This window comes from Candidatus Nitrohelix vancouverensis (assembly GCA_015698305.1).
Lineage (GTDB): Bacteria > Nitrospinota > Nitrospinia > Nitrospinales > VA-1 > Nitrohelix > Nitrohelix vancouverensis.
In genome coordinates this window covers 1,944,134-1,969,567 of sequence record CP048620.1, presented here as the reverse complement: position 1 = coordinate 1,969,567, position 25,434 = coordinate 1,944,134, and the positions used below count along the sequence as shown (strand labels likewise).

The window sequence follows — 25,434 nt, the reverse complement described above, 5'->3', positions numbered from 1 at the left end:
TTTCCTCATGCGATGGATTTCTTTAGGCGCCCTGTTCGGGGGCTTGAGCGTTTTGCTGGGCGCCTTCGGGGCGCATTCTCTGAAGGCGATCGTCACCGCCCAGAAACTCGGCGCATTCCAAACGGGAACCCAATACCTGGGTTATCACGCCCTCGCTTTGATACTTCTGGGAATCGTCAGCGTTCAATGGGGCGCTCCTGACAACCAGCCTCTAAAAAAATCCGGTTATTTCTTCGTCGCCGGAATCCTCATGTTCAGCGGCAGTCTGTACGGACTCACCTTCGACGGGCCGCGCTTTCTCGGGCCAATCACGCCGCTCGGCGGACTCTCTCTCATGATCGGCTGGTTCACCTTCGCCTGGACCGTCTTCAAAAAATCTAAATCTCAGTCAATCTGAATTTTCTTCTGAAATTATAATACAGGCCCAATGCCGAGCCGAGCAGGACAATGGCCAGCAGATGCGGCCAATGCTGTTTGAAGTTGAAGATCGGTGGGAAATAGACTTCGCCCTGAATTTCCTGGCTGTAATGTTTGAGCATCTCGGCGTACTCCACCAGCAGGTACACCGGATAATTGCCATTCATCAAGCTGGCCGCCTGAGTCTCCAGAATCGGCGTCTCAAAGCTCACCCGCTCGCCGCCGCGCAAGGTAAACCCTTTCATTTCCTGAAATTCCTGAGCCACCAGGCCCGGCGGCAGTAACAGCATGAGTCGAACATTTTTCAGGGATCCCGACTGGTTGTTCAGGAAAATCCTCAGCTTGCCCTCCCCCGACTCGCGCACATATTCGATGGCTCCAAGAACTTGGGAAATCAACGACTCCTGATAATAAAAAGAACTGGTATGGGTTTGCACGAGGCTGGCCGAATCGTTCATCCCGGCTTTGTATTGAGCCATGACCACCAGCGGATAATTTCCGGCGCGCAGTACGGGCGGGTGTTCGTCGTTTTCAATGAGGACGCTCTCGCCCGGATCGAGCTTGTGAATCATTCCGCCCATCACCATCGCGTGGTGAAAATGGAACATCGGGTGAACATGGTACACAGGGCTTCCTGAGCTATTGGTAACGGTCAAGCTTATGTGAACCGCGCCGTCTTGCGACACCGTCGTTTCAGTTGCCAGAGTCAGCGCTTCATCCGCGAACGCTGTCGTCGAGGGCGTCATCAAAACCAAAGCCCATAAAAAGAATATTGCGAGAAGCGTAGGGAATCTATCGAAGCATTTCATTGCATGACACCTGCAGGTGAATTGTCAAAATAAACCAACCCAGTATAAAGAGAAGTCACTATCAAAAACAAGCTCCTTCAGGACGACGAAAGATCCACCGCGATGGGCAGTATGACGGTGAACGTCGACCCTTTCCCTCTGCCTTCGCTGGACACCTCGATCTCGCCGCTATGACGCCTGACGATTTCCTTGGAAATAAACAGCCCCAGTCCCGCGCCTTCGATATTATGCGTGTCTTTCTTCTGCACGCGATAGAATTTCTTGAACACTTTCTTGGCTTCCTTCTTGTCGAGACCCAGACCCTGATCTTTAAAATCAATATAGCAGACTTTGCCCTTTTGATAGACACGGACGTTGAAAGCCGATCCCGGATTGGAGTAGCGCAGGGCGTTGCCAATCAGGTTATTGAACACCATGCGCATGGCCCGCTTGTCCAGAGACAAGGTGAAATCGTTGTCGGCGTTGAAACTGACCTCAAAACGCCGGTCCTCGAACTGTCTTTTGAAATTGCCCAGAATATCATTCAGGAATTCGCGGATCGGCACCGGTTCAAACTGCAATTGCATGGATTTCGAATCGGACTTGCTGGACTGCAGGATATTATCAATCAAACCGGAGAGACGCTTGGTGTCGGCCAGCATCATTTCAATGAACTCCTTGCGATCCTCCGGAGACACTTCGCGATACTTCATGGTCTCCAGATACAACTGCAAGGACGCCAACGGTGATTTGAGTTCATGCGAAACGCTGGAAACAAAGTTGCTGTGCAGGCGGTTCAGGCGCGTCTGCTTGGTCCAGTAAACAAAAATCACATAGACCCCGGCGAGAATGATCAGCATCAGGAAACAGCCCTCCGCCAGAATGACCCAGTCAAAATCCCGATCCAGCAATTCGGGACGCAGTTTCTGGGCAAACTCCTTAAAATTCTCGTTATTTTTGACGTACCAGTAGATCCAGATGCCCATCAAAATGATCCAGGCCACCTGAATCCCGACAAAAACAAAAATGGGGTGAAATAATGCGCGTAATCTATTCATGAAACCTGTCAGCCGCCGCCAGCCAGCCATAACCCGTTGATCTTGCTAATGAACTATCCATGAGTTCATCATTGGATGACTTTTAAAGTTACAAAACTTTTACACGAGACTTTTGAAAACCGTTTTAGAATAAGCCCTATACATATCCTTCCGTGGGATCATTCTAACACTCAATTTACATAACGAGGAAAGTATGCCGCAAATCAAGTCTTTAAAACCGGTAAAAGCTGTTAACAAGGAAGTCACTGGCTTTTTCATCTTTCTCCATCTGATGGCGATTCCAGCTTTTTTTCCCTTTGGATTTTCCTGGAGCGCAGTTGCGGTCATGCTTTTTTTATACTGGTTGACGGCGTCGATCGGTATTTGTCTGGGCTACCACCGCTATTTGACGCATCGTAGTTTTGAACTGCCCAAATGGCTCGGCTATTTTGTTGTCTTCTGCGGCGCATTGGCTTGCGAAAACGGCCCCATCAAATGGGTCGGTCAGCATCGCATGCACCATGCCGGTTCCGATACCGATGAAGACCCGCATAGCGCCCGCGAGGGTTTCTGGTGGGCGCATCTGGGCTGGATGGTTCACACGCATCCCAAATTCGACAATCAGGAAGTCATCCAATCCTACACCAAAGACATCAACGACGATAAATTCTATCAGTTCCTCGACGCGCATTTTATCAAAATTCAGATCGCTTTTGGTTTGGTTCTTTTAGCGATCGGCGGATGGCCGATGGTATTCTGGGGAATTTTCCTGCGCCTCATCGTGGTCTATCATGTCACCTGGCTGGTCAACAGCGCGTCGCATATGTTTGGATACGTCAACGTTCGTTTGCAAGACGATCTGGCCACCAATTGCTGGTGGGTGGGCCTTCTGGCATGGGGCGAAGGCTGGCATAACAACCACCACGCGTTCCCCTCGTCCGCAAGACACGGACTGCGCCCCTGGGAGTTTGACATGACCTGGATGGCGATATGCGTCCTGAAATTCTTCGGACTGGCCACAAAAATCAAAGTCGCCAAATTAACGCCGCTAGAAGATGAAATAGAAGATTTGTTCAGCGGCGAAGTGGTGAAACAGGCCGCCTGACTTTAATCAAGCTCCAATAGAAAACTCCGCTGAGGTCGCCTCAGCGGAGTTTTTTTTTGCCCTTCCCTTGACCCTCATCAGCCAATTACCCCGCGCTGATCTCGACATGGTAGCCCGTGTACTTGCGCAAATTGATCACCTTGTCTTCAAAAATCAGATACTGCCCCTTGATTCCTGTAAGGATCGAACTGAACTCGGGAATCTTATCCAGGTTATGACTGTTGATTTTCTCCGGGACCGATAACACCGGATAGGACAGGCCTTGCACGGTTTCGTTTGGCAAGGTGTATTGTTTGAGTTCTTCGGGAACGCGACTCAATACCGACTCTCGCAAGGTCTCCAGATCCGCCTCTTCAGTCTCACCCTTCAGCATTTTCCGCCAATTGGTTTTATCGCTCATCGACTTAGCCAGCGCCACCTCGATCTGCCCCGCATACAGACGTTGCGGCGTGCGCGCAATGACGACGGCCTTCACAGCTCCCTGATCGATCCAGCGATCCGGGATATTGAAATGGCGCGTCACGCCCACCTTAACGCCCGAGGTGAGCGACAGATAAACAAAATGATCCACCTTGCAATAAGCCTTGAAAAACTCCTTGTCCGCATCATTGCCGAATTCATGCTGACACAATTCAGGTCGGACGGAGCACATGGCGTTCTCCGGCAAATCGCGCGCGCAGGGAAAGCAATAGCCCTGATCATAGGATTTTTTCGTTGCGCGACCACAATTGATACAGGTGATTTTTCCAAGGTAGCGCATCGTGAACGGCTTGCCGAGACAGTCCTTCAATGGCGTTGGCTGTTCGTCCAGACTCAGGAAATATTCCACCGGCGAGGCTGGTTCATAAGTCATTTTTCGGAGTTGTCCTGATACCTTCATGAGTTTCCTTTTTTAAAGCTGGCTTTTTTCCATCCAACGATTCGAAAGATAAAACAGGGCGCAAACCGCAAACGCCACGCTGAGCACCACAGTCAATGCGTCAAATATGAGAAACGAAAGAAGAAATATGACCAGATAACTCAGCGCTTGTTTCATACCAATGCTTCCTTAAAAATCGGGCGTTATCAACTGCGACCCCTCAGGGACCCATCAGGGCCATCCAGTCCTGCAAACTTTCGATCTGGAGATAGGAGTTGGTCTGGCGCACTTCGCCCATTGGAGCAGAAGTCTTTCGCCCATAATTATGCCCAGGGTAAAGGATCAGATCGTCGCCAAATTTGTTCAGCGTCTTCGTCAATGTTTCGTACATCACCTTGCTGTCGCCGCCCGGCAGATCCACTCGCCCGCAACCCTGTAAAAACAGGGTGTCCCCGGCCAGCACGGAATCGTTCACCTGAAAACATTGCGAACCTGGCGTGTGCCCCGGCGTGTGGACAAAATCAATCGTCACCTCTCCGATCTTCAGAGTATCGCCGCCATCCACCTGCTTCATGTCGGAGTCGGAAATACCCGTGATCTGTTTGAGTCCCGGCGCTTCGTGTTTGTTCACATAAACCGGAACCGGTTGCAGTTCCATCAATTCTGCAAGACCGGTGATGGACATGCCAAAGATCTCTCCTCCGACGTGGTCCGGGTGATAATGGGTGACCAGCGCGCCGGTGAGCTTCATATCATCCGCTTCCAGCTTTTCCAGAATTCCCGGAATGTCCCAGGCCGGGTCAATGATCACGCATTCGCGGGTGACAGCGTCTCCTACGAGATAAATGAAGTTGGCCATTTGTCGCGCCGAAGCATCGTTCGTCGCAACGTCCCGCCCTGTCAGCAATTGTTGAAAATAAATCCGGTTCTCAGTCATCGGCGTCGTTTCTCCCACGTTGTCATTATTTCATTCGAAGCATCGATTCAGCAAATCCGCCAGACGAATCCCCGCCTGGCTGAGGCGCAAGTCTATCATTTCCATGCTGATTTGAATATACCGCTTTGTCAAACGGCCCGTCGCCGTGTAAGCGTGATCCAGAGCCATCGCGCGCGATTCATTGACCCAGTCCTCAGGCCCGCCCCCAATCCACTCGGCGCGGTCCTCCACGGAAATTTGCTGATTCAAGGTCTCGGCGTAACGCCTTGACTGACGCGCGCTTCGCGGCAACAGACCGCTGTCCCAGAGCGCGTGCAGATTGGTCTCGCGACCTTTAAACTCAACTTTGATAAAATTACCTCCGCGATCGTCGCGGTTGCCCGCATGCAAGGGCTGATGCGCATCTCCCACCAGATGAACCAGATATTTGACCGCCTGAGAAATTTCAGACAAAGGCGCGTCCTGTTCACTCAAAGCGCTGAAAAATTCATTGATCTTTTCCACGACGCAATCGCCGTTTCCGCAATCTCGAGAACGCAAATACAAGCGTTCACCCGGAGCGATATTCACATAATGCCAGGGTCCCTGACGACGTTTTTTGCGCACGCTGTCCGCCCAATCTGCGACCTGATAGAGACCCGCGATGCCGTATTCATCTTTCAAACGACTGCGCACGACAGGGCGCAGGTGCAAATCCGCCACCGCTCCAATGATTCGATGCGCATCCGGTCCCCAGGCCCATAGGGAAGCGGGATTGAACAGTCCGCAAAGAAAACTCGCTAAAATCAATTTCAAGATGAAACGTTTCATGAAAAAAACAATCCCGGAGAAAAAACGTTAATCAGCAAGGTATTAAAAAAAGAACGGCAACGCAACCGGCAAAGCCCAATCAGCGCGAGATCGACGAGAACAATGATTTACCTTTTTATGAATTTATGGCTAAATAGGATCCTTATTAAAAAATCAAATCAGGTCCGCCTGGTATCGGGCCTCGTAACGCATCAGATAACAACTCAATCCATCGGCCTCAATCTTGCCTTCCCCTGCGACCCTTTTTCATACCGCCCGTTTCTGGATACTCATCACCCTGTTGACGCCGCCTCTGGCCTTGCTGGTCATTGCGTTCGGCTTCATCGATCCCAGCGGTAACCGTTCGCACAACGTGTCGCGGCTGTGGTGCCGGCTCCTTTGCGGCTTGAACGGCGTCCGGGTCAGGGTGTCGGGACTGGAACATGTAAATCAGAATCGACCTCAAATCTTCATCGCCAATCATCAGGGATATTTTGATATTTTTGCTTTATCCGGCTATTTGCCAGTGCAGATGCGCTGGGTCGCCAAGGCCAGCCTGTTCAAGGTGCCGTTTCTTGGCTGGGCCATGAAGGCGTCCGGCTATGTGAGCGTGGAGAGGGAAGACCGCAAAAACGCCTACAAAGCGTTCATGGTGGCGATAGACAAGGTGAAGAAGGGAAATTCGGTGGTGATTTTTCCCGAGGGGACACGGTCCGACGATGGCTCTATCGGCGCTTTCAAGAAGGGAAGTTGTCTACTGGCGTTGCGTAGTAATGCGCCCGCAACGCCAGTAACAATTATTGGAACCTGGGAAATTATCAAGAAGGGTAGCGGATGGATCAAACCAGGGCCGGTTGATATCATCATCAGTCCAGCGGTCGGTATTGATCCTTCAAGCCCCGATAAAGGCGACTCCAATCTTCAACAGATACGCGAAACGATCACGAGTCTGTTTGCAGAACACCAGCCCACCCCGAACTTTCAGTCTTCAGAAAAATAGATCAGGCCTTTTTTTCTTTTTGAATGAAATCCCAGATTTCAGAAGGGTGATTCCTGAGGTCTTCCGGATTTCTCCAGACGCCCCGAATCATTCCGGTTTTATCAATCACAAAGGTCGTCCGCTCAATAACGCGGGTCATCTGCCCCAGATCCTCGACTTCCTTGATAACGCCGTAGGCCTCTGTGGCTTTTTTGTATTCATCCGCCAGAAGAGTGAATCCCAACTGGTAGACTTCGATGAACTGCTGGTGGGCATTGACTCCATTCCAACTACAGCCCATCACTTCAACATCGCGTTTTTTGAACTTGCGGTTCCACTCATTGAACCCGATCATCAAACGCGTGTCTTCGGGACTGCTGTCCTGCGCATAAAACGCCAGAACCACCCATTTTTTATCCTGAAAATCCTTCAGGCGAATCATTACCTTTTCTTCGGCCGACGGGCTGGTTTCGCCCGCCTTGTAGCCGTAGACAGCAGGCAAATCAAACGCCGGTGCACGGTCCCCAACCTCTAATGCATCAGACATAAAACCTCAATTTTAAGAATTATTCGCCGAAAGTCGTTTTCAGCAATGGCTCAACTTCTCCTTTGGCTTCCATTTCATCGAGAATATCCGTGTCGCCGTAGAAATTACCGCCGATGAATACTTTCGGAAGGGTCGGCCAGTTGGTCATTTGGCTCAATGCTTCGCGCTTCTGCATGTTGTCCAATACATTGACAACTTCAAAGGGATAGCCGTACTTTGAAAAAAACTGAATGGTCTCTACGGTAAAACCGCACTGAGGAGCGGATTTCGTGCCTTTTCCGTAAATCAGGATTTTGTTGCTTTCGATTTCACTCTTGATCTCTTCTTGAATACCAGACATTCTCTAACTCCTTCAATAATCCAACAGGTTAAAATTATAAACAAACAAGTTACTAAGGCGTGGCCGTCTTGATTTCTGCCGCATGAATTCTGCCATCCGCCATCGCCGCATTCAAAGTGGCCTGAACAGCGCGGTGACGCTCCATGACATTCATTGTTTCGAATTGACTGGAAGTGACATGGATAATGAAATGATCCATCATCCCTGTTTTATCCATAACGTTGACTTCCGCATCGGGGATGCCCGATTGAACCAATGCAATTAAATTTTCAATACTAATCATTTCCCGATCTTTCTCCTTTGGATGATTCAGAACAAACAGGGTTGCAAATATTGGATTCAAAAAAAAGCAAAAAGTTTTGGCCCGATGCTAATTTCGCCCGATTTAGTATATTTGGACGCCATTTTTGGCTCTAACTGTGTTTTTTGCGATTTTTTATCATCCAGAACATCTGCCCGATTGACCCCACAGTCCGTTTTTAAGTATAATTATAAATATAATTTATGAAACGAAATCGCTCGAAATTAATCTTATATAATAAGTCGAGGTTTCGGCTGGGTCTGCAGACATCTGGCAGATGTGTAATTATTAGCTATTTACCGAAAATCCTCAAGGAGGAAAAATGACCGTATCCACCAATTTTGTCAGCATCACCCCCCGCGCATGCGATGAAGTGAAACGACTGGTCGCGGCAGAAAATAATCCTGCAATCGGACTTCGTCTCGGCGTCAAGGGCGGCGGTTGTTCCGGGCTTTCATACGATCTGAAATTCACCGCTAAAGAAGAAAAAGACACCATCGTCGAGCAGGAGGGTTTCAAGATTTTCATGGATCCCAAAAGCCTGATTTACTTAAAGGGCATGCAACTGGATTTCCAGGACGGTCTGCAGGGCAAAGGCTTTGTTTTTGTGAATCCAAATGCGACCTCTACCTGCGGTTGCGGCGAGTCCTTTTCAATCGCCTGACCCATCCCAAAACCCGGCCCGTTCCGGGTTCAATTCGCCTGCCTTCTGACTGAACTGAATCAGGTTGTTTTTTTGCCTACATACCCAGGCTATCACTGCATATGAACCAGACTGTAAAAACCCGAGACCTTTATCAAAAAGTTCGCGAAAACTGCGCCTATCGTTTGATGGAGGACTACCGTCTGTTTCGTATCGACGGCAAGGATACATTCGACTATCTGCAAACCCAGACGACAAACGACATACTCGCTCTGCAACCCGGCCAGGGACAGGACAGCGCGGTTGTCGACAGGAAGGGCAAGCTCATAGCCACCTTTTCGTTTCACCGCGACGGCGACGGCGTCTGGGTGTTGACAGAAGCATCGCAGGTCGAACGTCTGCGCAGTCACCTCGAAGCCTTTTTGTTTCGCGAGGATGTCGTTCTGCACCCCGCCGATGCGCACAAACTTCTCACGCTTCAGGGCCCGCACAGCCCGCTGGCGCTCGAGAAAATTTTTCCTTCGGCAAGTCTCCCGGAACGAAGCAACGGGACTATTTCCGTCGCGTTTCAGGAACAGACGCTGGCAGTGATTAACAAGAGCTTCAGCGGCGAGGAAGGCTACATCATCGCATTCCCGCCGGACTTGCAAAGCGAATTGATCGAGGCTCTGCAAAACGCATCGCAACAGGAGTTGGAAGCCATCGACGCGGAGACCTGGGAAACCCTGCGCATTGAAGCCGGCATCCCTCTGTTCAACAAGGACATGAGCGAAAAAAACGTTCTGCCCGAAACGGGTCTGGAACACACATCCGTCAGTTACAACAAAGGTTGCTACATCGGCCAGGAAGTGATCGCGCGCATCAAAACTTACGGCGCTCCCAATTTTTCATTGATGGGACTTGTCATCGAAGGCGACGCACTGCCGCCATACAATGGCGAGCTTATGATGAACAATAAAAAGGTCGGTATCGTCAAAAGCTCTTGCCACTCCCCTTCCATAGACAAAAACATTGCGCTGGTCTATATGCAAAAAGATCATCGCAGTCCCAATATCAAAATTTCAGGAACGATCAATGGCGAGGCCATCGAGGCCACAACGAGCCTGCTTCCCTTTTACCAGCTCAAGACGCGCACCGCGCACTCGCAGGAACTGCTCAACAAGGCGCTGGAGATCTACAAAACGGAAGACAACCTCGACCTACCCATTCAACTGCTTCGCGAAGCGATCGATCTCGACCCCAAACACGCCGCCGCTTACGAAGCGCTGGGCGTGTTTCTCTCCAAGCAAAACAAGCTCGACGAGGCCATCGCTCTCATGAAACGGCTGGCGGAAATCGACCCTCAGGAAATCATGGCGCACACCAACCTTTCCGTTTACTACATGCAACAGGGAAGGATCGAAGACGCCGAACTGGAAAAAGGCGAGGCCACCGCCCTGCAATTTGAAAAACTCATTGCAGAAAAACAGATGGAAAAATCCAAGGTCACGCAAGCGGAACGAAGCCGCGAAGAACAGGAAAGAAAAATCGCCATGTTCACCGAGGTGCTTGGCATCGACCCCGTCGACCCGGTAGCGAATTTTGGACTGGCGTCCATCTATCACGAAACCCAAAAATACGAAGACGCCCTGCCCTTGCTGGAAACGGTCATCAAAGAAAAAAAGGACTACTCCGCCGCTTACCTGCTGATGGGGAAAACCCTTGAGAAACTCTCCCGCTTCGAGCAGGCCTGCGATATTTTCAGACAGGGGATCGCCGTCGCGTCCAAAAAAGGCGACCTCATGCCGCTCAACGACATGCAGACTCGCTTGAACACGATCACCAGCGCTCAAAACAAATAGTTTCAGATAAAATTTTCAGGAAAGATAATTAGAGAGGAATAACGCCGTACGAAACCGGCGTTATGATAATCCCGTCTTCAGGTTTGACAAATCGAACCCGTCTGTTTCAGATGCGCCCACAAATCAAAGCCCGGTTTTAAAACTCCCTTTTCGATGCGGCTTTGCGTGATCGCCGAACCATGATCCATCAGAAACCAGAAGCGTAGCAGGGCCTTCTCCTGCGGCGTTGTGTAGGCATCCTCCCATCCAGTCACGGACTTGTCCGCGTCCAGTCGATCCAGCATGGTCTGCGGGATATTCAATCGGCGTTTTTTAATAAACTCATCGTAGCCATTGAGAAGGATTGGTTTGAAATCCTTGCGACTGATTTTGATCAATTCCGAAACGCTGGGAATCTGCGGCGCATGGTATTGAAAGAATTTGAGCTTGTAGTATTGATGAATCGTCTCAAGCCGGAAATAGCATTGCAACGACACCACCTCTTCGCCGTAGTTAGCGATCAGGTAATCTCGAATGGAGGCCTTGCCGGCCTTGAGAAGCAGTTTGTTCAGACGACCGCGATCAAACAGATGGATGCGCACCGTGCTCAAATGCTTGCGGCATTGGCGTTCCACATCCTTTTGCAATTCCTCGGACTGAGGCGGAATGCGGTACCAGTAAATTTCATCCAGCGCCACCTTCAGGGAGAGATCGAAAGCGTCTGTGATCTGCTTGCAATTCGCGCGTTTTGCCTGTTGCGCAATCTTGTAAGAATTTTCCTTGGAAAAACCGCGTTCTCGCAATTCCTCCTGAAACTGTTTGCGGTAGCCCATCAGTATACCCGCCCGCTCCTTGATATGGCTTTTTGCTTTTTCCACGCCGCGCAAGGCCAGGCTCACATCCCGGGGTATCAGCTTCAATTCCAGCTCTGTCGCAAACGCATAGATTTCATCCAGCGTTTTGTAATTCAATTTGTCGATGAATAAAAATTTCTGGATATGCTGTTCGCTGAATCCGCATTTTTCAAAAATTTTAATTTTCTTATATTTAACGTCGTCCCAGTACTTGCGATTGCCTTCTTTTTTATTGATTTGTTCGGCAACGTCAGAGCGCGCCTTGAAAAAATAACTTCTCAATAAAAACCATTTATTTTTCAGAGAGGACTGGATGATCCAGCGGTATTTGGAAGTCAGGGCCGTCAACTTTGGATCGTCCAAAAGAGAGATATCGCCGCTCTCGAGAATGTATTCCAATAACTCAAGGTGGCGCTCCAAAATGATCGGGTTGATCTTCTCCACAAATTTCCGGTAGATCGTCTTCCAGCGGTACTGGTTAAAACCGGCTCCGTCATCACCCGCACTGGCTTCTTCCCGAATGCGCCGATTGATGAATTTCTTTCCATTCTTCTCGATATCGCTGAACAATTTGTCGCGGCCCATGATATCGCAGATCTTCACCTGCTTTAAACGACCTATGCCCGCGTCCAGGCGTTCGTCCAGATAGAGGTCGATCTCTTCAAACGTCTGCGCAGAAGAAAAATAGACCTCGCTCAAAAACGCATCAATTTCAGCCAGAGAAAAACTATTTTGCTTGACCAGTTTCGCATAGACATCGAAATCCAATGCCCGGCGTCCTGATTGGCAATCGCGGATGTCCTTCAAATAAGATCGCGCCTTAACCAGATCATCGCTGGGCGCATAGGGATCGTTAATCACGCGCAGAAACACCTGCTCTGCTCGTTGAAGTTCTCGCTCAGCTAAAAGTGAAAGGCCCTGCGCTATAGGATCAAATACAAGCATATAAGAAAAATTCCGGAGTGTACTTCGCCCGATAAGGAAAAACTTCGACCTGTATAATTAAGATGCTGGCAAGCACGCTAAGGTTTTATTGTATGAGGAAAAACCGCCTGACACAAATCGCGCATACAAGCGCTGCCATTTGATTTTCAAGGGAGGAATCAAGGAAAAATCAATGTTTTCACAGAAAAACCCTGTACTTACAACAGGTTTGACCCTGGATGAAATTTCATAAAGACAAAAAAAACCCAGGGAAGCTACCGTTAACAACGGTTTTCTCCTGGGTTATTTATACTTTTTTCTTATTTATCAAGCCCTATCGAACAATTCGTCCGACCAAGCCACCGCATTCAGCCTTAAACTCCAGCCGAAGCTTTCACACATCCTGCACAAATACGAACTCTGATTACAGAACACCAAGGATCAAATATCTCAGCCCACCCTCAGGACCCACAGCAATCAGATTAACTTCGCGGCTCACACTCAGCAGGAGCGTTGGCGATCAAATCATTTTCCATGCTGTAAGACATGGAGCGGTACTCAGGCTCTTCAACGGTAACCGGTTTAACGTCCAGCAAACCGACTTCATTTTTGATGAAAAGAGCGAGAATCTCAACCAGATCCCTGTAAAGTCCGCGTTCCGCTTTTCTGGCGGCAAAAATACAAAATAATGGAAGCCAGCGTCCCACATGATTTCGAATGAATTTTTTCATGCCGCTTTGCAAAACGCCGATTTTTCTTTCATCGTGATCATTTTGCACGCCGTAGGCCATTCGGAAACACATATAAGACATGAAGGCCAACTCATTTGAAATGTGATCCACACGCTCCTTGGAACGGTTTCTCGGCATTTCAAATCCGAAGGTTTCGTAAAAACCGCCCAATTGAATCAATACGTCCGTCTGGGACTGAATTCCGCCCTCGGTGCCATACTGCATTTCATAAGGCGGACATTCCATGGAGACCGCATGTCCAAAGACATTGATGTACTCGCTTTGCACCTGCTTGATTGTCATGCTGGGCAGATAATTGGCATAACCATCCACAATCCCTTTCAAGCTTTTCCAATCCTCTTCACCCAGCAGAACGACATCCATAGGTTCAAGCAAGGACTTCGGCCTGAAAAATTTTCGATTCCACGGATAACTAAAACCATGAGAAAGAATGTCGTAAATTCGGCCTCTGGCCAGGTTCAAAGAGATCCTCTCTTCTTTCAGCTCTTCCAGCGATCCGGAAGAACCGAACTTTGCAAGCATCTGATCCGTTACTTGTGTAGCTTCGCCCATTCTGTATCTCCATTCCAGCAAGATTTCGGTATCACCCTGCGCGGCTTTTTGCCGCGCAGGGGATGATCCGTTTGGTTCTCGTGTTATACGATCAAAAACGTCTCTGCGGTTCCTTAGAAGGCGCCGACGTTTTCTTCAGGTCGTACATAGAAAGGCTCTTCAACCGTAACGCGGATGATTTCTTTGCCCTTCCTGTTGAACCCGATGACCGTGTCGTTGAACATCTCAAACTTCTTGCCATGAACGTTCGTCTCGAAAATTTTCGGACCTGGCTCACGTTTCCATTTGAAGATGATTCTCTGCGTCGTGCGGAACAACTGCAATACGCCCAACAGGTCTCGATCCGGCACCATGTACTGGTCGATGGAATGATCCACACCCGGACCAAACATCTGTTGCGAGTACGCGCGCGGGACGTGACGCGACGGAATATAATATCCGTTCGGCTCCGTGCCCAGTTGCGGGTACAACGGCAACGCAACTTTGCGGTCGCGGATCAGATAATACTGTGGATTATCCGGATCATGCGCCCACTCGCCATTGCTGCCGATTTTCACCAGACCCTGAAGACGAATCTTGCCTACGCAAGCCGCCATACAACGCGTCTCCATCTGGTCGCCTTCCGTCAGCGGGTCAAGACCTTCGATGCGCGGGTAACAAGCGATACATTTTTCAGAAATACGCGTCGTGCCTCGGAACATCGGCTTCTTGTAAGGACACTGCTCTACGCACTTCTTGTAACCGCGGCAGCGGCTCTGGTCGATCAATACGATACCGTCTTCCTGACGCTTGTAGATCGCTTTACGCGGACAAGCGGCCAGACAGCCCGGATACGTGCAGTGATTACAGATTCTCTGCAGGTAGAAAAACCAGATTTTATGCTCAGGCAATACCGACTTCGTGCCGTTGTCGCCGCCGAACGTTCCTTCACGCGATTGCGTGAACTCTCGTCCATGTGCGGTGTCTTCGCCGAAGTTCGGGAATCGCCATTCTTCGTCTGTCGGTACGTAACCGATCGCCTGCTGGTTCAGACCGATTTTTGCCGGCGCTTCGAAAATCGTTACGCCTTCATAAACGCCGTGGATCGCCTTGTTAGACGTCTTACGTACGTTCCATACGTTCTGACCCGGATTCGACTGCTCCAGCATCTTCAGGATCTTCCAATCCCAAAACTGCGGGTAACCGCCGTAAGGCTTCGTTTCTACGTTGTTCCACCACATGTACTCCTGACCCTTCGAGAAGGTCCAGGTTGACTTATGAGCCATTGTGCAGGTTTGGCACGCAATACAGCGGTTCGTGTTGAATACGAAGGTGAACTGTTCTTTCGGATGTTTCTCTTCGTAGACATACGTCGCTTTGCGACCTAACTGCCAGTTATAGACTTCGGGCATCTGACATCCTCCCAAAACTTGTTTAAGGTTAGTTTATTATAACGCTTTTTGGTCGAGCTCTCCAGACAGTTTTAGCCGGTCCCTCCCGTCAAGCGCAATAAACTATAACTTTGTTTTTCTAACTTTCCCCAAGCATCAAAAGCGGTAAACCGCCTTCATTCCCAACACTTTTCTCCTCTTATTTAAAAAATAAGAAAGTGTTAATCCGCTCAGTCTCCTTTTAAAGAGGTTAGAAATTAAAACTCAACCCACGCCAGCGCGAAGCTCATAAACTTCGACGCATCGATCGCAGGCTCCATCTTTGCTTTCCCAATCAGGGAAATCAATTTGTATCGCTTCAATAACCATCTCGTCACAAATACTTTCCGGATCATCCACCCAGTTGTAAGTCGGGAATTTGCACAAGGGACAAGGCGCGCCCTGCAAATGGATGTACTCGCGTTCTTCTTCGCTGAAATCCGCATCGTCAATGTATTTGCTCATGAGCGTTTCCAGGTCGGTGGCCATGGACAACAACTCTTCATGAGTGAACATTTCCGTACGCCAGACGCCTTCAAAAATTCCGCGCCTCTGTTTCTCCGGGATTTTTCGGTAAAAGTTATCAAATTCGCGGAAACGGGCTTCTCGCGGCATCACCGAAATGACGCCCATGCGATCGAGTCGCGAATCAACATAAACGTTCCACAAAAGTCGGAAACGCGCCGTAATCAGGTTTTTCACCGACGGGTTGCCGGGAATGAACGCGTCTTCGTAGTCGAATTCCGGATCCACCATGTCCTTGGCGTGCATGAACTCGTGAATCAGGAAGGCGCCGAGGTCTTTCACTTCTTCCGGGTTGGAGAAACGGCTGGCCAGAACGCGTAGCTCAATCAGCGGCATACCCGAGATACGGTTGAGCACGTTCGAGCCTTCGTCGACCTTGTTAATGGCGCGCTTGACCATGACCTCTTTGATTCTTTCTTCGAATTCCCGGGCGAGATCATAGGCGATTTCGTCTTCGTTTTGTTCTACCGCCTGGGCGTCTTGATTGGGATCATAATCGGTGGATTCTACGGCTTCTATTTCCTGCGCGGTTTCGGAATCGGCCGTTTCGGCATTCGTTTCCGAGGTTTCATCGTCGTCTTCCGTATCAGGAGACTCTTCATCCGCCTCGACCAGTCGTGGGGCCAAGGGGTTGACGGCGGTTTCAATGCGGCGGCGGGTGCGCTTGCGTTTGGGGATCAAACCACAGGCTTCCAAGGCTCTTAGCACATGGTCGCTGAGTTTGAGACGTTCAACAAAGAATATTTTATTTACTTTTTCAAAGGCGGCTTCCCGGTCGTCTTCGGGAAGTTCATAGATAGGATCTGCAAGGGAGTGGTATTCGTCGTACTCAGAACGATAACCCGAGCGTTCCAGATGGTTTAGATGCCGAAAAACGGCTTCTTCCATCAATTGGGGGCTAAAGGAAATTTTCATTCTAGATCTACCTGCGCTTTGATAATTGGAAGAAAAAAGGCTCTCCCGTTTTACTTTTTCGCATAGATAATATGGTTTATAGGTACTTTCCTACCAGTTGTCAAGGGAATATTCCACAGCTGAATCCGGGAATACCCATATAGTTTTTCAATGCTTTTCAGCAAAAAATGACATCTGGAATCAAAAATCAAATAAGCCCTTTATTTTCAACTAGGCAAACAAGTTTCGCAGGTCCTTTCCGGATATTAAATGTTGATTTATTACATACTTATATGAATCAAACCGTCAAACTTAATTCGAGTTCGTTTGCGAGACAGGAAAAATCGCCTCGCAAATTTTAACGTTGATCGATTTCCTCTTTCATTTTAGTGATTTCCGCAATCGCTTTCAAAAGCTCTTCCGGGTCGTTCATCTGCCGTGCAAGCTCACGGGCCATATCCAGATACTTATCCGCTTCGTCTTTTCGCGCGACCACCACCTGCATCCGCGCCACAGTCAATTGCAATTGAATCAGACTCGGCCAATTATTAGCCTCGGTGAATTTTGCGATGGCCTTGTCAAAATACTCTTCCGCCTTCTCAAAGCGACCTTCCTTGAACTGTAAATTACCGAGGTAAGTGTAATCCTTGCCCGCTCCGGTTTTATCGTCGATCTCCAGAGTCAATTTCAAGGCTTCCAGATATTTCCGTTCAGCCTCGGGTCGATTGCCGTTGTAAAACTCGAGATTACCCAGGTTGCGGTAATCTTCGGCAATTTCCTTTTTATCCTGCATCTCGGTGGACAAATCAAAAGAAGCTTTGAATTTTTCTTCCGCTTTTTCGCGATAGCCTCGTTCGAGATAATAGGCGCCCAGGTTCCTCAGATCAATGCAAATCTCTGCGGGTTCATTTAATTTTTGCGATAACTCATAGGCCTTGAGAAAATACTCTTCCTGTTTCGGTCGATCTTTTTTCTCTGAATAGATTTGCGCCAGAGTTCTGCAATCCTGGCAAGTCTCTTTAATATTGTCCAGCGTGCTGGAAATTTCAAGGGCCTGCTCGGCATATTTTAAAGCCCGAGTCCAATCTTCTTTCTTGATGTAGAGATTGCACTGATTGCGGTTATCCTCGGCCATGCCCCATTTATTGTCGAGGCTTTTGTTGATTTCGAGAGATTTCAGGTAGTTTTGTTCCGCGCCAACCCAATCGGTTTTTTGCAGGCTCAAATTCCCCAGATTCTGATAATCCTGCGCCATTCCCGCTTCGTTGCCCGCCTTTTTATTGATCTTCAAGGATTTTTTCAGTGATTTATCCGCCAGGTCGACGCGACCCTGCATGAGCAAGACGATGCCGTGGTTGGAATACAATTCGCTGTCGAGCGCTTCTTCTTTCCCCTGAGCTTCCTTGATCTCGATCGCTTTTGCGAAATGCTCTTCCGACTGCTGGGGGAAATTCATTCCCATATAAAGATTGCCGAGACCGGTATGCGTTTCCGCCAGACCGGGCTTGTCCTGCTTTTTCTCCTTCAACTTGAGAACTTCGGTCATGCACTCGACGGCTTTTTCCGGGCTGTTGGAGAGAATGTTGAGGTTTCCCAATTCGTCCAGCAGGTGCAATCGTTTTTCATCGTCGTTTTTCGCGCTGTCGCTGGCCAGTTCCTTAACGAGTTCTTCGCGACGCCGTTCGAGATATTCCGGCTGACGCATGATATAAACCAGTTTGTCCTGCACGATGAGATGATTGGTCTGGTCGTTGACCGCCTCATACAAGGAGCTGGATCGCATGTAGCAGGCTTCCGCATTGGCCAGATCGCGCTTCTTCATGAAGACATCGCCAAGAACTTCGCATTGTTGCGCAATGTTTTTATCATTCTTGGACTCTTCCATCATGGCCAGCGCTTTTTGATGATAGTTCAAGGCGCCGTCCCAATCGTTCTGCAAGCTCTTCACATCGCCGAGGTTGGCGTGGCTTCGGGCCAAACCTTCCGTGTCGCCTATTTTCTCCATCAATGGCAGGGACTGATTGAAATAATCCGTCGCCTTTTCAAGATTCTTTTTATGCAGATAGATGCTACCGAGACTGCCCACCAGGTAGGAATAACGGCGCAGGTCCTTGTCCTGTTCAACAAATTCGAGCGCTTTGAGGCAGGCGGTTTCCGCCTGATCGAGCTTTGCCGAGTCTCCCTTGAAGCCCTGTTGCAGTAACAATGCGGAGAGGTTGCCAAAACAAACGCCTGCGGAATAACGATCTTTCTGGCGTTCATAAATTTCCGCCGTTTTGCGTATCGTCTTTTCCGCTTTTTCGTATCGGTGCGATTCGAAAAACATCTCTTCCAGTTCCTGATACTTTTTCAGCGCCTCTTTATCCTTGCCCTCGCCTTCCAGCTTTTCCGCTTCCGTCCACAGGATATCTTCCCGACTGTCGACGTACTTCGGATGCTTTTTCAGCGTCTCAATGATCTCGTCGATGCGTTTGAGTTTTTCTTTTTGATTGTCATCGTTGAGCAGTTGGCGCGCCGTCACATAATATTCTTCGGCCCGGTTGACTTCCTCTTTTTTGAGGAACACGTTGCCGAGGTATTCGTTATAGATGCCCTGGCCTACCGGGTCTTTGGCGTCCTTCATCAAATTGAGCGCGCGTTCGTAATACTGAACCGCCTGATCCAATTCGCCCTTATAGAAAAAGATGCTTCCCAGATTGCCCAGCGAGCTTTCAATACCCCGGCCGTCCTTCAATTTTTCCATCAAACCGAGGGATTCAGAATACAGGGTCTCTGCCTGTTCCAATTGACGGCTTTGAAAACTGATATTGCCAAGATTGCCGAGCACATAGGCTTGCCCCACGTCGTCGCCTTCCTTGCGCATGATATCGAGCGCTTTTTCAAAATTGGCGCGGGCGCCGGGAATATCGTTTTTCTTCAGACTTTCGTAACCCAGTTTTTCGAACTTTCTACCTTCTGCCATATTCGCGAACCAGTTCTATTTAATTGTGTGTAATGCGGGACGGCCAGCGATCGACTATCGGTGCGCTCCGACCCGGCACGGATGATTAAATTAGAATTGAAAAGCTCTAATCGGATGAGATTGGAATTATAGTGGTTTCGATGATTCGAGTCAACAACCCCCTTGAATTGACTCCGCCGCTTCAAATCAATTCTACGATGAGACAATCGGTTCATTGACAGACTCGAAGTTTCCCTCTTATAATTTCCCCTTTCTATTTTTATCCAGGGGTTCTCTGTGAATATTGAAGACACATTCTTAACAGCATTAAATCACCCGGACGCCATCCGCTTCCCGACCAACATCGAGGAAGTGGCAGAACTCCAGCGCCTGATCCCCAGCCTGAAAATGGAAAAGAAAGCGGATGGGGAATACTGGGGCGAGGAAGGAAATCTAGGCGCGATTCGCATCAAACGATACGGCACAGGTCACTTGGTGTTTTATAACAGGCTGGGTCGCCGTTTTTTATTCTCTGACCCGCTGGGAACCCCGCTTCATGAAGCCGAATGGGAAGCGAATGCGACTTCAGGAGCCGCATGCCTCAAGCTGGTTCGCATGCAACTCGACTGCAAGCAATGGGTGGGCATCAAACCCAAAGCGCGGTCTTTCAAATCTCAAATCGATATCAGCGGGCAGGAGGGATGGGAGCAACTGACTCTCGACGACCTGCGCGAAAAAGCCGCTGAGGCCTGGCGCGTGCCGTTCTCTGAGGTGAAATATTTCTATACCGACGACCGACTGACGCATCAGGGCGATGGCAAATACAATATCGAACTGGTCAAGGACGGTCTCTACGCTCTGGTCGACGGCGATTTCAGCAAAACGATTTTCGTCAGCTTCATGTTCTCCGTCAACTGGGAGGACCTCGATCTGATTCCCGTCGTGGAATTGTTCCAGTCAACGCTTCCCGGCTCGGGCGGCGCGGTGTTTGAATTTGTCTGGGGCCTACACGACGACCAGTCGCGCGAGAAGGAATTGCCTCCGCTTCGTTACCGGGGACTGCCGACCTACCCCTCCAAAGGCGCATTCAATATCTTCTCTGCATTTTTCAGCCCGGAAGGTCCCAAAGGAGAAAAGATTTTCCCGGTCTTCATGGACCCCAACCGCTCTCACGAAATCGAGTGGACGGCGCGACCGCATCCGCCCTGGCGCTATTTTGACGAGACCAATGAAATCTGCCTGACCGTACAAGAAGGGCATCTCTTCAAAGTCACCGACCTGAAGAACACGAGCGCGATTCCTTTTGTGAATCCCAAACGCGGCGCCAAGCCTTTGTGCCAGCGAGAATTGCATATCAGCACCAGCAGTTTCAAAATGATCGACATTGAACTGGCTCGGGAAATTCCGTTCAACGCGCTCTGGAAAATCCTGCCGGACCCCGATCTGCCTCTCAAATCGCCGCGCTACCCGTTCTCATGGAAATGGTTTTTCAACGGTTTTCCGCCGACGGTCGACCCGGTCAAAATTTATTACTCGGTTCCTTTTTACCCGGAAGGCGACGCCGAAATCGACGAATCGGCCCTGCAACCTTTGGCGCTGGATCAAATCCTGTATTACATGGAAATGTTTCCCGCCATGCCTGAGAAGCTGGAGTCCATCGACAAGGTTCTCATCCACACTTTCGACATGATCATCGCCGGTTGCGTGGATTGCACGAAGGAGAGGGAGTACACGATTCTTTACGGCGACCCCGAACTGGCGCAAAGAAACGCGCAATTGCTGTGGGATTACGCCGCTTCAAAAAATCAGTTGGATCAGTTGAAGAAAGTTTCTTTCCTTGCGGAGCATGAAACATGGGAAGATGCTTACAAGGAAAAATACGGTCTGGTCTTCAAATGGATCCCGCAGATGTATTTTCAGGATCGCGACACCTGCCAGCTGATGTTCCAGCACACGGTGGAAGCCGTCGCGCCGGGCGGCATTCTGTTTCTTGCCGGGCCGCGTCCCATTCAGGGACTGTTTGATTTTTTCCAGATGGATTGTCTGTACAGCGATCCCATCATGAACATGCCGTTTTTCAGACAGCATTTGAAAATGTGTCCTGAAAATCAGGTCAACCCGGAGCAGGCGATTTTCATGCTGGAAAAACGCGATCCCTCAGCGCCGTCCGCGCCTCCGACCTCTACTTCTGAATCCATTCCCGGAGCGACGGAAATCGAGATCAGGGGTTTTGAACGCAATTAACCTTAGCTGAATCAAAGGACTCATCATGGCCCATGCAGAGCAGTTGGAAATTTTGAAAAAAGGGGCGGAAGCCTGGAATCAGTGGAGGGAGGAAAATGCGGAGACGATTCCCGATCTGTCGCAGGCCGACTTGCGCGGCGCAAAGCTCCAGCAGGCGAACTTGAAAAACGCCAATCTGAGCCAGGCCAAACTTCAGTTCGTCAATTTCAGCAAGGCCAATCTCGAATCGGCCAACCTCTCCAAAGCCAAATTGCAGGAAGCTAATTTGCAAGGCGCTCAGGCGAAGAACGTCGATCTGAGCGGCGCCAGTCTGCTGGAAGCCAATCTCTACGACGCCAATCTCGAAAACGCCAATTTGCAGGGCGCGCAGTTCAACGAGGACGTCCAGTTCGACCGGGCTAATTTGAGGGGCGCCAATTTGATTTCGGCGACGGGCCTGACCTCCAGCCAGATCACGCAGGCCTTCAGCAACAAGGACACGCGTCTGCCGGAGTATCTGGAAGAAGAAATGGACGACGATTTTCTCTTGCAGTTTTAATGCTGTCGTCGCGTGATCGGCTCGCTCACCAGCGGCCGCCTCGCGCACGCAGACTCACCCGCAAACAATAGGCGATCAGGTAAACGCTGATCGCGATCCACACGCCGCCCCAGATCACAGTCGCGCCGCCCACTTCCTCGGCGAGCATTCTCGCATCGGATCGCAAATGCGAGCGCGCGACGGTATCGCTGTAAATATCCAGCGGCGCGTACATCATGTTGGTCAAGCCGATCAGGCGCAAAACGAAATCATTGACCGCTTCGCTGGCCTGCCGACTGATGAAGATCATCCCGCCGCCGGCGAGCAGACTGAATCCCAGCCCGAACAGATTGCGCACGTACAAGACGGCGATCACAAGAATGGCGACGCCCAAACCCATCATCAGGGATTTGTCCATGCGGGTGCGCGTCGACGCCAGAAAAATCGCCATGCCCCAGCACAAGGAACCGAGATAGCCCGCCGACAAGGTCAAAAAACGCGAGCCTCCGCGAGCGATCACATGACCGCCCTGATCGGAGTTGACGACCAGACTGGAAACCTCGCCGCCGGTCGCCACCGCCATCAGCGCATGCGAGGATTCATGGAAGAAAACCACCAACAGCTTCAGGGGAACCAGAACGGGACTCTCCCACAGGAAGAAAATCACCGTCATTAAAATTAATAAATAGCCGACCTGTTTCATTCCATCTCCTGAATCGCTGAGATGCGTTCCGCCGTTCCCGGATGCGTCGCAAACAAGGACGTCGATTCAGAAGCCTCCGGGTCTTCCAGATGATCGCGCATCCATTGCAGAAATTCCAGATAGTCCGACTTTTGCAATCCGGCGCGGCGAATATAGTCCACCGCCAGTCGATCGGCCTCCAGTTCATATTCGCGACCGAAGGCATTGGTCAGCGCCGGATTCACCAGAGAATCGAGATAACCGAGTCCTGGAACAAACCAGCCCGCCGCCGTCATGACCGCCGAGGTGACGACAGAAATCCCCTGCTTTGAATGGTAATGGTTGCTCTTCAAGTGAGCCAGCTCATGGGACACGACGCAGAGCGCGCCTTTTTCATCCATCTGATCCAGAAGACGCAAGGTGACGTGAATCTCCTCGCCGGAACTCACCCATGCATTGGCGAAGGCGGCGTCATGAACCACCGGTTTGTAATTCCCCAGTTCCATCGGGAAATTGGCGGCGACGATGCGATGAATCGCCCGCCCCCACTGAACGGAACCGCGGGCGCATAGATCGGATTGAAAAGGATCGCAGGTCGTCGACGGAGCGGAAGCGCAACCGGCAAGGTAGATAAGCAAACCTGTAAAAAAAATGAGAAAGCGCGCTCGCATAATTCCTCAATAAGGTGAGTACAAGTCCAAGGAATTATATACGATATCAAACTGGAGAGTTATTCGACGCGCTGAACGGTGTTCTTGTCGATATGATGGAAGAGATCCGTCTTCCCCTTCATTTTCAGCTGAGTGTCTTCTTCATAACTGAAGCTGTCGGCGTTATGGACAGTGATCTTCAATTCGTAGCGAACGGTTTTGAATTCCCGATCCAGAAACTGATTGGAGCAGATGCCATAAGTTTCCGATCCGACATCGGCCGCCAATTCGAATGCCTTTGCATTCGCTTCCACAGTCCCGCCCGCAAGAACCGTCAAGCCGCGCGGAACGATGAAACAGCGCATAACCTGTTTTTCCTTTGAATCCCAAAGCCAGTAACCCAGTTCTTCATGAAAAGGGCTGTCCTCCCCCAGCCTCCAGGCCGTGGTGGAATAGCGCAGACCAAACAGTTTTTGCTCATGATTGTCAACAGGACCGAAAGGGACGAAGGTGAGACGCTCACGATACTTATTCACTTCAACGCCCCGATCATCGGCGGGCGCGGTGTCGTCGCCTTTTTCGCCTTCCCAGACTCCCGCCAGTTGCGCCAGCGGTCCCAATTGCTTGATGATATCGTCGCTCATAATAATCCTTCGTATGCAGGTGGAGATAAATAATTACAATCAACCGTTACAAAAGGGGAGATCAGCCCTCTTCCGCTTCGCGCAAGGACTCATCCACCGCTTTGGCGGCGCGCTGGTTCATGAAACGTTGCTGTTCGTAGCCCATCAGAATTTCCCAGGCCTGCTCCGGGTATTGCGCCGTCAGGGGAAGCGCCACATCGTCCAGCATCCATTGACCGTGCCGCTCGTCTTCCTTCATATGCAAATCCCAATAACCATAAGAGTCCTCGTTCAAACCAATGCGCTCTCCCGCCAGCTTGTAATTTTTGAAAGCCGCAGGCGTCGTCACTTCCGTGAACAGCAGACCGCCCACATAGCGCAGGTAACAACGTTTTTTCTCCGACAAGGTGAAACTGTGATTGATATTCGCCAGCGTCGGCCAGGGCAAAAGATCAAGGTAGGCTTCCGCTTGCGTTTGCATACCCAGACTGTCCAGCATCTCAATGAAAAACGTCGAATGCTTGCGGGCCAGTTTTCCGCCGCCGTATTCTTCCAGAAAGATTTTCGTCAGCATGGATTGCACCTCATTGCCAACGCCGCCCAGCATGCGGGACAACTGGCTCGCTTCGACCAGACCGTTCACCGATGCGATCGCCAGCAATCGTCGATAGCCCGCTTCTGAAATTTCATCGCTGATATAACGTTCCGTAGCCGTAGGCGCAGGATTGAGATCCTTCGCAACGCGCGTTCTGAGTTCTTCTTCAATCGAGCCTCTCTTGAAAGAGGCGAGGTCCAACTGCCGCGTTTCCCATTGTTGCCAGGCGCCCTCGATTTTCGCGCGCAACAAAAACAGGTAGGCGGAATCTTCATTCTTGTAATTGTCGAAATCGTCGTACCAGAACAATTTCATGCGAAAGATTTGGTAGAGAACTCTTTGCAAAAACAGGTGCGCCTCATCGCAAGACGCTTCCTCTTCGTAAGCCTCCTGAATGGCATTTTCTACCGTTCGCTCCAGATCTTCCACCCGGTCAGGGCGCTCCGCAATTGCCAGATCCAGGTTTTCCAGCTTGAGGAGGCTTTGAAAATCCTCTTCTATTTCTGCGAAATCTATAATTGAAACGCTTTGCTTGCTGTCGGTATCCATAATTTCATTATTTGCGGATGAAGGTTTTTTTGTTAACTTGATCCATTCAGACGACATGGATGGACTCGGTACACAACCGGGTTCCTTAAAGTTCAGGCATTGCCGCATCGGGAAAAATCAGGCGCCTGTTTTTTAAAAATGTATAAAAGAAATGGTATCAC

General features: G+C 50.0%; 24 protein-coding genes and 1 pseudogene. 7 read left to right on the top strand and 18 right to left on the bottom strand.

Annotation, left to right across the window (positions count from 1 at the left end; all coding sequences use genetic code 11):
- Positions 1–7 precede the first annotated feature (7 nt).
- A complete protein-coding gene (locus G3M78_09055) occupies positions 8–397 on the top strand; it encodes a DUF423 domain-containing protein (GenBank protein QPJ65533.1) in 390 nt (129 codons plus the stop codon).
- Here the strand turns inward: G3M78_09055 and G3M78_09050 are convergent.
- Positions 378–1,163: a hypothetical protein gene (locus G3M78_09050; protein ID QPJ65532.1), complete on the bottom strand. Its 786-nt coding sequence runs from the start codon at positions 1,161–1,163 to the stop codon at positions 378–380. The two genes, G3M78_09055 and G3M78_09050, sit on opposite strands and share 20 nt — an antisense overlap.
- A gap of 140 nt (positions 1,164–1,303) precedes the next feature.
- Positions 1,304–2,263: a hypothetical protein gene (locus G3M78_09045; GenBank protein ID QPJ65531.1), complete on the bottom strand. Its 960-nt coding sequence runs from the start codon at positions 2,261–2,263 to the stop codon at positions 1,304–1,306.
- A 193-nt stretch (positions 2,264–2,456) separates the two neighbouring features.
- Between G3M78_09045 and G3M78_09040 the strand changes: the two genes are divergently transcribed.
- The gene (locus G3M78_09040; GenBank protein QPJ65530.1) at positions 2,457–3,347 is read left to right on the top strand and encodes an acyl-CoA desaturase; all 891 of its coding nucleotides are present in this window, start codon (positions 2,457–2,459) and stop codon (positions 3,345–3,347) included.
- A gap of 85 nt (positions 3,348–3,432) precedes the next feature.
- Here G3M78_09040 and G3M78_09035 read toward each other — a convergent pair whose 3' ends face one another.
- Genes G3M78_09035 through G3M78_09020 form a run of 4 tightly spaced genes read right to left on the bottom strand, consistent with a single transcriptional unit; the run spans position 3,433 to position 5,953 of the window.
- The gene (locus G3M78_09035; GenBank protein ID QPJ65529.1) at positions 3,433–4,227 is read right to left on the bottom strand and encodes a DUF2797 domain-containing protein; all 795 of its coding nucleotides are present in this window, start codon (positions 4,225–4,227) and stop codon (positions 3,433–3,435) included.
- Between the two features lie 12 nt (positions 4,228–4,239).
- On the bottom strand, positions 4,240–4,383 hold the full coding sequence (locus G3M78_09030; GenBank protein ID QPJ65528.1) for a hypothetical protein: 144 nt from the start codon (positions 4,381–4,383) through the stop codon (positions 4,240–4,242).
- A gap of 43 nt (positions 4,384–4,426) precedes the next feature.
- The gene (locus G3M78_09025; protein ID QPJ66815.1) at positions 4,427–5,143 is read right to left on the bottom strand and encodes an MBL fold metallo-hydrolase; all 717 of its coding nucleotides are present in this window, start codon (positions 5,141–5,143) and stop codon (positions 4,427–4,429) included.
- A 30-nt stretch (positions 5,144–5,173) separates the two neighbouring features.
- On the bottom strand, positions 5,174–5,953 hold the full coding sequence (locus G3M78_09020; GenBank protein QPJ65527.1) for a S1/P1 nuclease: 780 nt from the start codon (positions 5,951–5,953) through the stop codon (positions 5,174–5,176).
- A gap of 223 nt (positions 5,954–6,176) precedes the next feature.
- On the opposite strand from G3M78_09020, the gene G3M78_09015 reads away from it, so the two are divergent.
- Complete coding sequence (locus G3M78_09015) at positions 6,177–6,932, top strand: 1-acyl-sn-glycerol-3-phosphate acyltransferase (GenBank protein ID QPJ65526.1); 756 nt, start codon at positions 6,177–6,179, stop codon at positions 6,930–6,932.
- A 1-nt stretch (position 6,933) separates the two neighbouring features.
- Here the strand turns inward: G3M78_09015 and G3M78_09010 are convergent, their stop codons facing one another.
- Genes G3M78_09010 through G3M78_09000 form a run of 3 tightly spaced genes read right to left on the bottom strand, consistent with a single transcriptional unit; the run spans position 6,934 to position 8,081 of the window.
- Positions 6,934–7,458: a redoxin domain-containing protein gene (locus tag G3M78_09010; GenBank protein QPJ65525.1), complete on the bottom strand. Its 525-nt coding sequence runs from the start codon at positions 7,456–7,458 to the stop codon at positions 6,934–6,936.
- A 19-nt stretch (positions 7,459–7,477) separates the two neighbouring features.
- Entirely contained in the window at positions 7,478–7,798 is a 321-nt protein-coding gene (locus G3M78_09005) for a glutaredoxin (protein QPJ65524.1), read from the bottom strand.
- Positions 7,799–7,850: 52 nt separating this feature from the next.
- On the bottom strand, positions 7,851–8,081 hold the full coding sequence (locus G3M78_09000) for a BolA/IbaG family iron-sulfur metabolism protein (GenBank protein QPJ65523.1): 231 nt from the start codon (positions 8,079–8,081) through the stop codon (positions 7,851–7,853).
- 340 nt (positions 8,082–8,421) lie between these two features.
- Here G3M78_09000 and erpA point away from each other — a divergent pair, with 340 nt between their 5' ends.
- Together erpA and G3M78_08990 are read left to right on the top strand one after the other, a co-directional pair.
- Positions 8,422–8,763, top strand: a complete 342-nt coding sequence (gene erpA / locus G3M78_08995) for an iron-sulfur cluster insertion protein ErpA (GenBank protein QPJ65522.1) — start codon at positions 8,422–8,424, stop codon at positions 8,761–8,763.
- Positions 8,764–8,864: 101 nt separating this feature from the next.
- Positions 8,865–10,583, top strand: a complete 1,719-nt coding sequence (locus G3M78_08990) for a tetratricopeptide repeat protein (protein QPJ65521.1) — start codon at positions 8,865–8,867, stop codon at positions 10,581–10,583.
- Positions 10,584–10,660: 77 nt separating this feature from the next.
- On the opposite strand, the gene G3M78_08985 is transcribed toward G3M78_08990, so the two are convergent.
- The 5 genes from G3M78_08985 to G3M78_08965 form a co-directional block, all read right to left on the bottom strand.
- Entirely contained in the window at positions 10,661–12,361 is a 1,701-nt protein-coding gene (locus G3M78_08985; protein QPJ65520.1) for a hypothetical protein, read from the bottom strand.
- Positions 12,362–12,822: 461 nt separating this feature from the next.
- Positions 12,823–13,644 carry a hypothetical protein gene (locus G3M78_08980; protein QPJ65519.1) on the bottom strand — a complete coding sequence of 274 codons (822 nt, stop codon included), beginning with the start codon at positions 13,642–13,644 and terminating at the stop codon, positions 12,823–12,825.
- Between the two features lie 113 nt (positions 13,645–13,757).
- Positions 13,758–15,035 (bottom strand): nitrate oxidoreductase subunit beta, encoded by a 1,278-nt coding sequence (locus G3M78_08975; GenBank protein ID QPJ65518.1) that lies wholly within the window; start codon positions 15,033–15,035, stop codon positions 13,758–13,760.
- Between the two features lie 243 nt (positions 15,036–15,278).
- Entirely contained in the window at positions 15,279–16,493 is a 1,215-nt protein-coding gene (locus tag G3M78_08970; GenBank protein ID QPJ65517.1) for a hypothetical protein, read from the bottom strand.
- A gap of 337 nt (positions 16,494–16,830) precedes the next feature.
- Positions 16,831–19,434, bottom strand: a complete 2,604-nt coding sequence (locus G3M78_08965; GenBank protein ID QPJ65516.1) for a tetratricopeptide repeat protein — start codon at positions 19,432–19,434, stop codon at positions 16,831–16,833.
- Positions 19,435–19,710: 276 nt separating this feature from the next.
- Between G3M78_08965 and G3M78_08960 the strand changes: the two are divergent.
- Together G3M78_08960 and G3M78_08955 are read left to right on the top strand one after the other, a co-directional pair.
- Positions 19,711–21,564 (top strand): annotated as a pseudogene (locus G3M78_08960) (hypothetical protein).
- Positions 21,565–21,682: 118 nt separating this feature from the next.
- Positions 21,683–22,195 (top strand): pentapeptide repeat-containing protein, encoded by a 513-nt coding sequence (locus tag G3M78_08955; protein QPJ65515.1) that lies wholly within the window; start codon positions 21,683–21,685, stop codon positions 22,193–22,195.
- A 25-nt stretch (positions 22,196–22,220) separates the two neighbouring features.
- Here the strand turns inward: G3M78_08955 and G3M78_08950 are convergent, their stop codons facing one another.
- The 4 genes from G3M78_08950 to G3M78_08935 form a co-directional block, all read right to left on the bottom strand.
- Positions 22,221–22,877, bottom strand: coding sequence for a M50 family metallopeptidase (locus tag G3M78_08950; GenBank protein ID QPJ65514.1), 657 nt, complete (start codon positions 22,875–22,877; stop codon positions 22,221–22,223).
- Positions 22,874–23,527 carry a M48 family metalloprotease gene (locus G3M78_08945; protein QPJ65513.1) on the bottom strand — a complete coding sequence of 218 codons (654 nt, stop codon included), beginning with the start codon at positions 23,525–23,527 and terminating at the stop codon, positions 22,874–22,876. Before G3M78_08945 ends, G3M78_08950 begins: the two co-directional genes overlap by 4 nt.
- 59 nt (positions 23,528–23,586) lie before the next feature.
- On the bottom strand, positions 23,587–24,150 hold the full coding sequence (locus G3M78_08940) for an FABP family protein (GenBank protein QPJ65512.1): 564 nt from the start codon (positions 24,148–24,150) through the stop codon (positions 23,587–23,589).
- Positions 24,151–24,211: 61 nt separating this feature from the next.
- Positions 24,212–25,273 carry an iron-containing redox enzyme family protein gene (locus G3M78_08935; GenBank protein QPJ65511.1) on the bottom strand — a complete coding sequence of 354 codons (1,062 nt, stop codon included), beginning with the start codon at positions 25,271–25,273 and terminating at the stop codon, positions 24,212–24,214.
- Positions 25,274–25,434: the final 161 nt, after the last annotated feature.